Genomic DNA, 12,965 nt, shown 5'->3' with positions numbered 1-12,965 from the left:
TGCCCTGGTCACGGTGCTGCCGCCGAGTGTCGAGGTACCGTGGCACGTGCCCATGAGCCCCCTGCCGAGCGCGCCGCCAGGCCCGTCGTCGGACCGTGGTCCGGGGCGTGCCGACGAGGCCTCCGGGGACGCGTCCGCACCGGTCACGGAGCCGACTGGGACTCAGGTCCCACACGCGGTGGGGGCCGACGTCCCGGCACCGTCCGGCGGGGCGGCCCGCTGGTTCCGAGCCGCGGTGACACCGCGGATGCTCGGGATGCTCGCACTGCTGCTCGTGGCGGCGGCGGTGTGCGCCCGGCTCGGGGTGTGGCAGCTGGACCGGGCGCAGGTCCGGGGGGCGGCCGCCGAGCAGCGGCACCAGACGGAGCTGACCACGGCGGCGCCCGTCCCGCTCGACCAGGTGATCGCACCGCAGCAGCCGTTCACGGGCGGCATGGTGGGGCGGAAGGTGCAGGTGTCGGGCACCTACGACCCCGCGGGGCAGCTGCAGGTGACCGGACGGGTGGTCGGTGGCCGGCACGGGTCGCTGGTGCTCACGCCGCTGCACGTCAGCACCCCGCAGGGCGCCGCCGTGCTCGCCGTCGTCCGGGGTTTCGTGCCGGACGGTGAGCCGCTGCCTGCCGCACCCGGCGGTGCCGTCTCCGTGGTCGGGTACCTGCAGGCGGGGGAGGCTCCGGGCGCGGGGGTGGCCGACGGGCGCACCGAGGCGATCAGCCCGGCCGAGCTCGTCGGGGTGTGGGGCGGCCCCACCTGGACCGGCTACGTGGTGCTCGCCTCGTCCGACCCCGCGCAGGGTGACCCGCCCTCGGTGCTGCCACCGCCGACCAGACGCGGAACCGGGCTGAACCTGCAGAACCTGTCCTACGCCGCGCAGTGGTGGATCTTCGCGGGGTTCGCGCTGCTGCTGTGGTGGCGCATGGTGCGGGACGAGGCGCGCGGCAACCCGTTCGACTAGGACGCGTCGGTCAGGCCTCGTGCTGCCACGAGCGCCACAGCGCGGCGTAGTCGCCGCCGGCTGCGACCAGGTCGTCGTGGGCGCCGATCTCGCTGACCATCCCGTCCTGCACCACCGCGACCCGGTCCGCGTCGTGGGCGGTGTGCAGGCGGTGCGCGATCGCCACGACCGTCCGCCCGGCGAGGACGGCGGACAGCGACCGCTCCAGGTGCCGTGCGGCCCTCGGGTCCAGCAGCGACGTGGCCTCGTCGAGCACCAGGGTGTGCGGGTCGAGCAGCACGAGCCGCGCCAGGGCGAGCTGCTGCGCCTGGGCCGGGGTCAGCGCCGCCCCGCCGGAGCCGACAGCGGTGCCGAGACCCTCGGGGAGGGCCTGGACCCAGTCCCACGCGTCGACCGCCCGCAGCGCGTGCTCCAGCGCGTGGTCGTCGGCGTGCTCGGCGGCCAGCCGGAGGTTGTCGGCGACCGACCCGACGAAGACGTGGTGCTCCTGGGTGACCAGCGCGACGTGGCCCCTGAGGTCGTCGAGCGGGAGGTCGACGAGGGGCACGCCACCTACGGTCACCCGTCCGCCCGTCGGCGGGTGGATGCCGGCGAGCAGGCGTCCCAGGGTCGACTTGCCGGCGCCGGAGGGGCCGACGACGGCGAGCCGTTCGCCCGGCACCAGGTCGAGGTCGATCCCGTGCAGCACGTCGTGCCCCTCGCGGTACGCGTACCGCAGGCCCTCGGCGGCGATGCGCTCGTCCACCGGCCGATCCGTGCCGGCGGCCCGGTCCGGCGCCACCAGCTGCACGCCGACGATCCGGGCGAGGGCCGTCATCGCCACCTGGATCTCGTCCACCCAGAAGATCAGCTCCCACACGGGCCCGGCCATCTGGTAGCCGTACAGGACGATCGACGTGACGGCGCCGAGGCTGACCCGGCCGTCCGCGGCGAGCCAACCGCCCCACAGCAGCACGGCGGCAGGTGCAAGCACGAAGGCGAGGTCGACGCCGGGGAAGAGCACGGTGCGCAGGTTCAGCGTCGCGCGCTCCGCACGGAACGCCTCGTGCAGGTCGGAGCGGACCCGACGGTGCCGACGGGGTCCCAGGCTCAGGGCGTCGACCGTCCGGGCGCCCTCGACCGACTCGGTGATGGTGCCGTTGAGCGTGGCGTAGGCCGCGGCCTCCCGGACGTAGGCCGGTGTCGCGCGGCGCAGGTACCAGCGCACCACGGTGACCATCCCCGGCACGCCGACGAAGAGCGCGAGCGCCACCAGGGGCGACACGAGGACGCAGGCGACCACGGTCAGGGCGATCGAGACGACCGCGACGATCACGCGCGGCACCCCGAACCGGACCGCGTGCTGCAGGCGGTTGACGTCGTTGGTGGTCCGGGCGACCAGGTCGCCGGTGCCAGCCCGCTCCACCGTCGACAACGGCAACGTGGTCACCGTCTCGACGAACTCCTCGCGGAGCTGCGCGAACACCTGCTCGCCGAACACGATCGAGGCGCGGGTGGCGTACCGGGTCAGGCCTGCCTGGGTCAGCACGGCGACCAGACCGACGGCGACCATCCGGTCGATGAACCCGCCGGTGGTGCCGTGCGTGATGCCGTCGACCACCCGCCCGAGCAGCCACGGTCCGGCGAGTCCGGCCGTCGCGGCCAGGCCGTGCAGCACCGCGATCCGCGTCAGTGCGGAGCGGTGGGCCCGCAGCAGCCCCAGCGCGTACGCGCGCACCGTCGGCCCGTCGGCGATGGGCAGCCTCACGACGCACCTCCCGTCCGCTCCGCACCGCCGGCGGCGGTGGCGCCTTCCTCGTCCAACCGGCGGCCGACGATCCGCCCGTACCGGTCGGCGACCTCGGCGCCGGCGGCACCCGCGAGCAGGTCGTCGTGCCGTCCGCGGGCGACCAGCCGGCCGTCCTGGACCAGCTGCACCTCGTCGACGTGCTCGAGGACCACGGGGCTGGCGCTGACGACCAGGGTGGACCGCCCCCGCCGGGCCTCCGCCAGCCGTGCCGCGATCCGCGCCTCCGTGTGGGCGTCGACCGCCGAGGTCGGCTCGACCAGCACAAGGAACTCGGGGTCGGTGAGCAGGGCGCGCGCCAGGGCGACCCGCTGCCGCTGCCCGCCGGACAGCGACCGGCCGCGCTCGGTCAGCTCGCCGTCCAGCCCGCCGGGCAGCGACTCCAGCACGTCGTGGGCGTCGGCGAGCGTGAGAGCGTGGCTCACGTGCGTCCGGTCGGCGACCCCTCGCACGTCCAGCTCGTCGACCAGCGGTCCGGAGAACAGGTGGGGCGTCGCCTCGGCGACGACGATCCGACGGCGCACCTCCTCCTTGGACAGGTCGGCCAGCGCGACACCGCCCAGCAGCACCGGCGTCGTCGCCTCCGCCTCGTCGTCGAACCGGCCCATCCGCGTCGCGATCGCCGCCGACTCGTCCGGGTCCGCGCTGACCAGGGCGACCACCCGGCCGGCGTCCACCCGCACGCCGCTCGTCTCGTCCACCAGCGCCGCGCCCGGCGCCGGGGCGGTCGCGCTCGCAGGCCGGGCGCCGGAGGCCGGCACCACGCGGAGCACCGCGACCACCTTGGTGGCACCCACGTGCGCCCGGGTCGCGGCCTGCAGCATCATCGTCGCGTTCTGCACCGGCCACGCGAGGAAGGCCGCGAAGCCGTAGGTCGACACCAGCTGGCCGGGCGTGACCGTGCCCGTCAGCGCCAGGTGCGCGCCGAGCCACACGAGCGCCACCACGAACGCCCCGGGGAGCAGCACCTGCAGCCCGTCGAGCCAGGACTGCGTCCCCGCGACGTCTGCACCGGCGGCACGGACCTTCTGGGACTGCTCGCGGTACCGCGCGGTGAACACGTGCTCGCCGCCGATGCCCCGCAGGATGCGCAGACCGGACACCGTGTCGGCACCCAGCGTGGTCAGCCGGCCGGACGCCTCGCGCTGCGCAGCCTGCTTGCGCTGCAGCGGCTTGACGAGCAGCCCGAGCACCGCGGCGACCGTCGGCAGGCCGAGGACCACCACCAGCCCGAGCGGGACCGACACGCGGAGCATGAGCACCGCCACGACCGCGTACGCCACCAGGCTCCCGACGAACCGCCCGGCGTTCGCGTACATCTCGCCGATCCGCAGCGAGTCGTTCGCCACCGCGGAGACCACCTCACCGGTGGGGAGCTCGGCCGTGATCGCGTGGCCCGAGCGCGCCGCGGTGCGGCCGACGAGCTCGGAGGAGGTGAACGCCGCCCGCATCCAGCACGTCACGTCGAACCGGTGGCCGATCGCGCTGGACGCCGCGCTGACCAGGCCGAGCGCGACCAGGCCCGACACCGCGCGGAACAGGTCCGGCCCGAACCCGTGCGTCAGCCCGCCGTCCACCGCCCGTCCGGTCAGCCAGGGCAGCACCGCCTGGCAGGCGAACATCAGGACGCCGAGCAGCACGGCGACCGTCAGCGGGCCCGCCTGCTTGCGCGCCAGCCAGCCCAGCAGCGGCCACGGGCCACCGGTGGGCGGGGTGCCGGGATCGGCGAGGGGCAGCGAGCGCACGGGCGTCCACGTTACGGACAGGTACCGACACGGCTCACGGTGTTTTCGCTCGTCCGGACGGTGGCCGCGGGGCGCTGCGGACCGGGCGAGCGGGTCTCGCAGCGCTCGCCGGGCCTGGACGGACGCGACGCGCACCTATCCTGGTCGGGTGACGCAGCCCCCGGCCTCCGCGCAGCGCCCGGTCCTCGTCGTCGACTTCGGTGCCCAGTACGCCCAGCTCATCGCGCGCCGCGTCCGTGAGGCGCACGTGTACTCCGAGATCGTGCCCCACACGGCATCGGTCGAGGCGATGCTGGCCAAGCACCCGGCGGCGATCATCCTGTCCGGAGGTCCCGCCTCCGTGTACGAGCCGGGTGCCCCGTCCGTCGACCCCGCGCTCTTCGAGGCCGGCGTGCCCGTGCTGGGCATCTGCTACGGCTTCCAGGCGATGGCCCACGCCCTCGGCGGGACGGTCGACGCGGGCGCGACGGGCGAGTACGGCCAGACGCGGGCCGACGTGTCCGACGACGGCGTCCTGCTGGACGGCTCGCCCGACGAGCAGCGGGTGTGGATGAGCCACGGCGTCGCGGTGCAGGCCCCGCCGGCCGGCTTCCGCGTGCTGGCCAGCACCGCAGCCGCACCCGTCGCCGCGTTCGAGGACACGGACCGTCGGCTGTTCGGCGTGCAGTGGCACCCGGAGGTGCACCACACCCCCCTCGGCCAGTCGACGCTGGAGAACTTCCTGTACCGCGGTGCCGGCCTCGCCGCCGACTGGAACCCCGAGAACGTGGTCACCGAGCAGGTCGCCGCGATCCGGGCCCAGGTCGGCGACGCGCGCGTGATCTGCGGACTGTCCGGCGGCGTGGACTCCTCGGTGGCCGCGGCGCTGGTGCAGAAGGCCGTCGGTGACCAGCTGACCTGCGTGTTCGTCGACCACGGGCTGCTGCGCTCCGGCGAGGCCGAGCAGGTCGAGAAGGACTTCGTCGCGGCCACGGGCGTGCGGCTGAAGGTGGTCGACGCGCGCGAGCGGTTCCTGACGGCGCTCGCGGGGGTGTCCGACCCGGAGACCAAGCGCAAGATCATCGGCCGCGAGTTCATCCGCGTCTTCGAGGACGCCGCGCGCGAGGTGGTCGAGGAGGCCGGCGAGTCCGGCGAGCAGGTCCGGTTCCTGGTCCAGGGGACCCTGTACCCCGACGTCGTCGAGTCCGGCGGCGGCGAGGGTGCCGCGAACATCAAGAGCCACCACAACGTCGGCGGCCTGCCGGACGACCTGCAGTTCGAGCTGGTCGAGCCGCTGCGCACGCTGTTCAAGGACGAGGTGCGGGCCGTCGGCCTGGAGCTGGGCGTGCCCGAGGCGATCGTCTGGCGCCAGCCCTTCCCGGGCCCCGGCCTCGGCATCCGCATCGTCGGCGAGGTCACGGCCGAGCGGCTCGACGTGCTCCGCGCCGCCGACGCGATCGCCCGCGAGGAGCTGACCCGCGCGGGCCTCGACCGCGACATCTGGCAGTGCCCCGTGGTGCTGCTGGCCGACGTCCGCTCGGTCGGCGTGCAGGGCGACGGGCGCACGTACGGTCACCCGATCGTGCTGCGGCCGGTCTCCAGCGAGGACGCGATGACGGCGGACTGGACGCGGCTGCCCTACGAGGTGCTCGCGACGATCTCCACCCGGATCACCAACGAGGTCCCGGAGGTCAACCGCGTGGTGCTGGACGTGACGAGCAAGCCGCCGGGCACGATCGAGTGGGAGTGAGACGGTGACAGGGACGACGGACTCGACCGGGCCCCGCGCGGGCGGCACCCCGGAGCCGACGGCTGCGCCGACAGAGGACCCTCGGGTGCGCCGGGCGTCCGGTGCGCTGCGCCGGTACCGGGTGATGGCCTACGTGACGGGCTCGATGCTGCTGGTGCTGTGCCTGGAGATGGTGCTCAAGTACGCGCTGCACGTCTACGCGCTGGACTGGGTGCCGCGGCTGCACGGCTTCGTCTACATCGTGTACCTGGTCACCGTGTTCGACCTGTGGTCGGTGATGCGCTGGAAGCTGGGCCGGTTCGTCACCATGGCGGCTGCCGGCGTGGTGCCGGTGATGTCCTTCGTCCTCGAGCGGCGGGTGCACGCCGACGGTCAGGAGCGTCTGGCGACGCTCGGCCGCCGGTGAGCGCGGCAGGCCGTCGGGCTCCTCGCGGTTAGCGGGCCCGCGTGCGGATCGTCCACATCTCCGACTGCTTCCCGCCCCGGACGGGTGGCATCGAGACCCAGGTCAGCGACCTCGCGACCTACCAGGTCGCCGCGGGGCACGAGGTCCACGTGCTGACCGGGACGTTGGGCCCCGAGGGTGAGCGGGGCGGCGCGCTGCAGGAGGTCCACGGCGTGCAGGTGCATCGCCTGGGTGCTCGCATGCCGTTCGAGCTGCCGGTGAACCCGCGCGGACCGCACCTGATCACGCAGGCGCTGCGCGCGGTGCAGCCGGACGTGGTGCACGTGCACGCGGGCGTGGTGTCCCCGTTCGCGTACGACGGTGCGCGCCTGGCGGTCGCCGCCGGTCTGCCGACGGCGATCACGTGGCACTGCATGCTCGACGGCATCGCACCCGTGCTGCACCGTGCCGTGCAGCTGTCCCACTGGCGTGGGGTGCCGGCGGCCCTCTCCGCGGTGAGCTCGGCGGCCGCCGAGCGCGTCTCGGCGGTGTTCGAGGGACAGCCCGTCGACGTGCTGCCCAACGGTGTCGACCTCGACCGGTGGGCGCCGCGGGGCGACCCCGACCGGGCCGACCGACCGGGGGAGCGCGGGCCGCTGCGCCTGGTCGCCACCATGCGGCTCGCACCGCGCAAACGTGCGGTCCCCCTGGTCAGAGCCGTGGCGGAGGCCGCACGACGGCTGCCGCCGGACCGGCTGCGACTCACCATCCTGGGCTCGGGACCGGCCCGCGGTGCCGTGCAGGCCGCCGTCGAGGACAGCGGTCTGGAGCACCTGGTGGACCTGCGCGGACAGGTGCCGCGGGAGCAGGTGCGGGCGACGTACGAGGACGCGGACGTGTTCCTCGCCCCCGCCCAGCTCGAGGCGTTCGGCATCGCGGCGCTCGAGGCGCGGGCCGCCGGCCTGGTGGTGGTGGCGCGCCGCGGGACGGGGATCGCGGAGTTCGTCGTCGACGGCGTGGACGGGCTGCTGGTGGAGGACGACGACGACATGGCGATGGCCATCGTCCGGCTCGCCCGGGACGGCGCTCTCCTGGACCGGATGGCGGCGCACAACCGTTCCCGGCGACCCGACTTCGGGTGGCAGCGGGTGCTGCGCGCCGCCGAGGTGGAGTACGAGCGCGCGCGTTCCCTCGTCGGCGCGCGCTGACCTCTCCGCCCTCCGCCCGCGGGGCTCGCCGACCCCTGCACAAGGGGGGTCATGGGACGAGATCTGTCGACAAAGGGTGCCCTGACCTGCGGCGCTACATTCCGCGGGACCTGGGTCCCAGCCAGGTGCCTCCACCAGCAGCGACGCTTTCTCTCGAGCACAGACGCTCACCGAGGGCCGGATCTCGCCGGGCCTCGCCAGCTGCAGAGATTCACGAAGGAATCGGGGAGACCATGTCCACCACCCTCAGCGAGCGCACCGGGACCGCCAGGGTCCTGGGCCTCATCGTTCTCATCTTCGGCGCCATCTTCATCGTCGCCGGCGGCGTCACGTGGGGCGCCGTGTCGAGCAACCTGGCCGACGAGAAGATCACCGTCTCGCCCGACGCCTCCGCCTTCGGTGGCCAGGACGTCAACTCGCCGTGGACGGCGTTCTCGCAGGCGATGATCATCCGCCACCACGCCCTGACGGCCAGCAACGACAAGACGTACGCCGAGCTCGGCGCCATGATCACCGACAAGCAGAACCAGCTGAAGGCCTCCGGCGAGTCGGCCGACCAGATCGCCAAGGACGCGGACGTCGTCAAGCTGCAGGGCCAGCGCACCACCGTGATGAACGGCTCGTTCCTCCGCGCCTCGCTCTTCACCTCGGTGATCGCGTTCGGCGTCGCGCTCTTCGCGGTCGGCGTGGGCGTCGTGTTCGCCCTGATCGGCTGGACCCTCATGAAGCTGTCGAAGGCGGCCGCGGTGGCCCCGGCGGCGGCTCGCGAGCCCGTCACCGTCTGACCTGCTCCCAGCACGGTCCCACAGAACGAGGGACGGTCGACCACCCGGTCGACCGTCCCTCGTTCTTTCGTCCCTCATCACCCTCTGACCTGCTGCTCGGCCGGGTCGGCCCACCGTCACCGGCCCTCCGGGCCGACCCGACCGCCTCGCGGGTGCACGTCCGCGGCGCCCCTCCTGGCGCCGGGTCAGCCCCGCCCGTCCCGCCGGTGCGGCCGGCGGATCGCCACGACGAGCGAGCCGACCAGCAGCGCCACCCCGGCACCGGCGAGCAGCACGATCAGCGCGAGCCCGCCGTCGATCCGAGCGCCCCAGGCGAACGAGACGATCCCGATGCCGACGACCGCCACCACCAGGCCCCACACCACCGTCCCGACCCGCAGCTCCGGCCCGGCCGGTGTGGCAGGTGCGGGTGCCGGTGCGTGTGCAGCTGCCGGGGCGGGTGCGGGTGCCGGTGCGTGTGCAGCCGCCGGTGCGGGTGCCGCGGTCGGCTGCGGCACCGCCGTCGGCTGTGCCGCAGCGGGCGGCCGGGGTGCGTCAGCGCCCTCGCGGGCCGTCTCGGCCGTTCCCTCCGCGACCGGCATCGGCCGGGTCGTGCCTGCGGCGTCCTGCTCCAGGGCCGCGGTGTCGGCCGCCGGCTCGGCCTCGTCCGCCGCGACCGGCTCGATCGCCCGGGTGGGGGTCTCGTCGTCCGCCGCGGGCAGCGGGCGGGTGTCGTCGGTGCTCATCACTGCTCCTCGATGGTCAGGTCGCCGGTGCCCATGCTGATCCGCAGGTGCAGCTGCGACGTGCCGCTGGACGCGGCCTGGTTGGCGAAGGTGCGCTGGGAGATGCCGACGCCGTTCGCCTGGTCGGTGCCGCCGTCGAGCCGCCAGCTGACGGAGCCGGCGCCGAGGTCGACCGTCGCCGTGACGGCCGTGCCGCGCGGCACCACCACGGTGTAGTTGCCCACCGCGAGCCACAGCGGCACCTCGAGGGTGCTGGCGTCCATCGGCACCGCGCTCAGGTCGATGCGCGTGTTCCCGACGCCGGCGCGCACGCCGCGCGCGGCCTCGGCGCGGTCGGACAGCGTGACGGTGGTCGACCCGTTGACCTGCTGCGCGTGCGACAGCCCCGGGGAGGTCCAGTCGCTGCGCTCGCCGAGCGCGGCGGGTCCGGCGATCAGGACCGCGATGATCGCGACGGCGGTCAGCCCGCCGCTACGACGTCCCCGGAGGCCGACCGCGATGGTCGCCAGGCCGGCGAGCACCACGGTGATCCCCGCAGCGGTGGCGACGACAGGTCCCGTGAAGTCGGTGGTGCGCTGCGCGATCAGCAGGCCGGCGAGCGTCAGCAGGCCGAGCGCCACCACGCTGCCCACCCACGGCAGGCCGGCGGAGCGCCGGACCGGTGAGGGGTACACGGGCGTGGCCGTCGCGACGGGGCGCGGCGGGACGGGCCCCGTCGCGTACGGAGCCTGCGGCGGGTAGCCGGGACGGCTGGACGGTGCCGCGGAGCCGGGGTACGGCCCGTAGGGGCCGGGCGGTGGGTAGGCGCCAGGGCCGCCGGGCTGGCCGGAGGTCGTCGCCCCGGGCTGGGGCGCGGCGCCGTAGGCAGCGGGTGCTGGCGTCGTCTGCTGCGCGGCCGGACGGTAGCCGGCTGCGGCCGCAGAGGTGCTCGACGCCGTGCCGGGCGCCGGGGGCACGGGCGCTCCGGGCGGCACCGGGCCGCCCGGGAACGGGCCGTAGGGCGTCGGCGGGCGCGGGGTGGTGCTCCGGTGGGATGCGGCGGTCGCGACCAGCACGACGGCGCCCACCACGGCGGCCACCCAGAACAGCCCCTGGATCCAGCCGGGCACGTGGCCGTCGAAGCCGAAGTAGGAGCCGCGTCCCAGCCCGACGAGCAGCATCACCAGTGCGCCGAGCAGTGCGATGTCCGGGTGCCCCAGGGTCAGGCCCTCGAGGTGGATCCGGCCGTCCCGCTGCTCCGGCAGGAGGGCCCAGCCGATGGCGTAGAGCACCAGGCCGAAGCCGCCCAGCAGCACGGTGACGGCGACGATCCCGCGTACCAGCAGTGGGTCGACGCCGAACCGGGCGGCAAGGCCGCCGCAGACACCGCCGATCCAGCGGTCGTCGGAACGGTAGAGCCCGGTACGGCGGATCGCCGCGAAGAACCCCGCCTGCGGGGCGGGCGCCGGCCCGGGTGCCGGCGTCGGGGAGGTCGGGTTGTCCATGTCCTGATCGTCCGCCGGGGGCTCCCGCCGCCACCATCGGGTGACCCCCTGAGCGCACCCTGAACCGCCCCTGATCCTGCCCCGGCGGCTGCCCTCACCTGCACCCGGACGTGTCACGATCGACCTGTGTGGACCGCTCCCGTGCCGCCTGTCGCGCCGCCGCGCCTGCCGTGGCGGCGCCCGGCCCAGGGCCGCCGGCTGGCGGGGGTGGCCATCGGGCTGGCCGTCCACCTCGGCATCTCGGTCCGCCTGGTGCGGGTCCTCTTCGTGGTGCTGACGCCGGTGCTCGGCATCGGGCCGCTGCTCTACGGGTTCTGGTGGCTGACCGTCCCGGAGGGTGACCCCGCCGAGGCGGCCGAGGCGGCGCGGCCCGCCGCGTTCACCCGGCTGGCCCGCCGGCAGGGCACGGACGGCACGCCCAGCCGCCTCCCGGTGACGGACGTGGCCGTCGGCGTGCTGCTGATGGCGGGCGCGGCAGCCCTGCTGCTCGCCCGGCAGCAGGGCTCGCTGGGGCTGCAGTGGGTGCTGCCGGCGATGCTCGTCGCCGCCGGTCTGGTGCTCGCGTGGAGCCAGCTGGACGCCGTGCAGCGCGGACGGCTGCGCGAGCGCGCCGGTGGCCGCGTGCCCGTCAGCGTGCTGCGACTGGTCGGCGGCGTGGTGCTGGCCGGCGTCGGGGTGCTGCTGCTGGTGGGCGGCGCCACGGGGCAGGGCATCGCGCCCGCCGTGCTGCTGCAGGCGGTGGTCGCGGCGGTCGCGGTGCTGGCCGGCGTGGTGCTGGTCCTGGCGCCGTGGTGGTTGCGGCTGTGGCGGGAGCTGGGGGACGAGCGCGCCGCCCGGGCCCGCGAGGCCGAGCGGGCGGACATGGCCGCGCACCTGCACGACTCCGTGCTGCAGACCCTCGCGCTGATCCGAGCCCGGTCGGACGAGCCCGGGGAGGTCGCCCGCATGGCCCGCGCCCAGGAGCGGGAGCTGCGCGAGTGGCTGTACGACGACCGGCCGGCGCCCGGTACGTCGCTGGCGGCGGCGCTGCGCGCGGTGGTCGCCGAGGTGGAGGACTCCCGCTCGGGTCCGGGTGGCGAACCCGTCGCGGTCGACACCGTCGTGGTCGGCGACCGCGTGCCCGACGAGGGGACCGACGCCCTGCTCGCCGCGAGCCGGGAGGCCCTGGTCAACGCCGTGGTGCACGGCCGCCCGCCGGTCTCGCTCTACCTCGAGGTCCGTCCGGACGAGGTCGAGGTGTTCGTCCGGGACCACGGCGACGGCTTCGACGTCGACGCGATCGGTCCCGACCGGTTCGGGGTGCGGGAGTCCATCATGGGGCGCGTGCACCGGCGCGGCGGCAAGGCGACGGTGACCAGCCGGCCGGACCGCGGCACGGAGGTGCACCTGCTGCTCCCGGTCGGTGCGGCGGTCGTGCCACCCGCGGTGCCGCGGCCGGCGACGGACGGCGACGGACGGGCGGAGAGGACGGAGATGGCCCGATGACGACGAGCGCGGTGCGCCCACCGGTGGACGTGGTGCTGGTGGACGACCACCACATGTTCCGCACCGGCGTGCGTGCGTCCCTGGACGAGCGTGTCGACGTGGTGGGCGAGGCCGACTGCGTCGACGAGGCGGTCGAGGTGATCCACCGGCTGCGGCCGCCCGTCGTGCTGCTCGACGTGCACCTGCCGGGGGGCGACGGCGGTGGAGGCGCCGAGGTGATCCGCCGGTGCGCGGACCTGCTCGCCGGCACGCGCTTCCTCGCGCTGTCGGTGTCCGACGCCGCCGAGGACGTCGTCGGTGTCATCCGCGTCGGCGCCCGGGGCTACGTCACCAAGGCGATCAGCGGCCCGGACCTGACCGATGCCGTGCTGCGCGTGGCCGGGGGCGACGCCGTCTTCTCCCCGCGGCTGGCCGGCTTCGTGCTCGACGCGTTCGGCACCGCGGCGGGCGACGTGGCCACGGGCGACGACGAGCTCGACCGCCTGTCCGCGCGCGAGCGCGAGGTGATGCGGCTGATCGCGCGCGGCTACTCCTACCGCGAGGTGGCCGGGGAGCTGTTCATCTCGGTGAAGACGGTCGAGACCCACGTCTCGGCGGTGCTGCGCAAGCTCCAGCTGTCCAGCCGTTACGAGCTGACCCGGTGGGCGGCGGCGCGTCGGCTGCTCTGAGACGCGCCGC

The 12,965-nt window shown here is 75.0% G+C and carries 11 protein-coding genes; 7 read left to right on the top strand and 4 right to left on the bottom strand.

From position 1 onward, the window contains the following. The first annotated feature begins 256 nt into the window (after positions 1-256). On the top strand, positions 257-955 hold the full coding sequence (locus N0B34_RS02330; RefSeq protein ID WP_263729612.1) for an SURF1 family protein: 699 nt from the start codon (positions 257-259) through the stop codon (positions 953-955). A gap of 10 nt (positions 956-965) precedes the next feature. Here N0B34_RS02330 and N0B34_RS02325 read toward each other — a convergent pair whose 3' ends face one another. Both N0B34_RS02325 and N0B34_RS02320 read right to left on the bottom strand, forming a co-directional pair. Continuing rightward, a complete protein-coding gene (locus N0B34_RS02325; protein WP_263729611.1) occupies positions 966-2,702 on the bottom strand; it encodes an ABC transporter ATP-binding protein in 1,737 nt (578 codons plus the stop codon). After that, complete coding sequence (locus N0B34_RS02320; protein ID WP_263729610.1) at positions 2,699-4,486, bottom strand: ABC transporter ATP-binding protein; 1,788 nt, start codon at positions 4,484-4,486, stop codon at positions 2,699-2,701. Before N0B34_RS02320 ends, N0B34_RS02325 begins: the two co-directional genes overlap by 4 nt. Positions 4,487-4,634: 148 nt before the next feature. On the opposite strand from N0B34_RS02320, the gene guaA reads away from it, so the two are divergent. The 4 genes from guaA to N0B34_RS02300 all read left to right on the top strand — a co-directional run bounded on the left by guaA (position 4,635) and on the right by N0B34_RS02300 (position 8,593). Beyond that, the gene (guaA, locus tag N0B34_RS02315; protein ID WP_263729608.1) at positions 4,635-6,215 is read left to right on the top strand and encodes a glutamine-hydrolyzing GMP synthase; all 1,581 of its coding nucleotides are present in this window, start codon (positions 4,635-4,637) and stop codon (positions 6,213-6,215) included. A gap of 85 nt (positions 6,216-6,300) precedes the next feature. After that, positions 6,301-6,621: a DUF3817 domain-containing protein gene (locus N0B34_RS02310; RefSeq protein WP_263729607.1), complete on the top strand. Its 321-nt coding sequence runs from the start codon at positions 6,301-6,303 to the stop codon at positions 6,619-6,621. Positions 6,622-6,662: 41 nt separating this feature from the next. Beyond that, the gene (locus N0B34_RS02305) at positions 6,663-7,808 is read left to right on the top strand and encodes a glycosyltransferase family 4 protein (protein ID WP_263729605.1); all 1,146 of its coding nucleotides are present in this window, start codon (positions 6,663-6,665) and stop codon (positions 7,806-7,808) included. 233 nt (positions 7,809-8,041) lie between these two features. Next, complete coding sequence (locus N0B34_RS02300) at positions 8,042-8,593, top strand: aromatic ring-opening dioxygenase LigA (protein WP_263729604.1); 552 nt, start codon at positions 8,042-8,044, stop codon at positions 8,591-8,593. A 185-nt stretch (positions 8,594-8,778) separates the two neighbouring features. On the opposite strand, the gene N0B34_RS02295 is transcribed toward N0B34_RS02300, so the two are convergent. Beyond that, positions 8,779-9,318, bottom strand: coding sequence for a hypothetical protein (locus N0B34_RS02295; RefSeq protein WP_263729603.1), 540 nt, complete (start codon positions 9,316-9,318; stop codon positions 8,779-8,781). Further along, a complete protein-coding gene (locus N0B34_RS02290) occupies positions 9,318-10,802 on the bottom strand; it encodes a PspC domain-containing protein (protein ID WP_263729601.1) in 1,485 nt (494 codons plus the stop codon). Before N0B34_RS02290 ends, N0B34_RS02295 begins: the two co-directional genes overlap by 1 nt. 126 nt (positions 10,803-10,928) lie before the next feature. Between N0B34_RS02290 and N0B34_RS02285 the strand changes: the two genes are divergently transcribed. Next, complete coding sequence (locus N0B34_RS02285; protein WP_263729600.1) at positions 10,929-12,287, top strand: ATP-binding protein; 1,359 nt, start codon at positions 10,929-10,931, stop codon at positions 12,285-12,287. Beyond that, the gene (locus N0B34_RS02280) at positions 12,284-12,955 is read left to right on the top strand and encodes a LuxR C-terminal-related transcriptional regulator (RefSeq protein ID WP_263729599.1); all 672 of its coding nucleotides are present in this window, start codon (positions 12,284-12,286) and stop codon (positions 12,953-12,955) included. Before N0B34_RS02285 ends, N0B34_RS02280 begins: the two co-directional genes overlap by 4 nt. The last annotated feature ends 10 nt before the right edge of the window (positions 12,956-12,965 follow it).

It is taken from the genome of Cellulomonas sp. SG140 (assembly GCF_025770785.1).
Lineage (GTDB): Bacteria > Actinomycetota > Actinomycetes > Actinomycetales > Cellulomonadaceae > Cellulomonas.
Note: the sequence above shows the minus strand (reverse complement) of the source record. Positions and strands in the feature narration are given on the sequence as shown.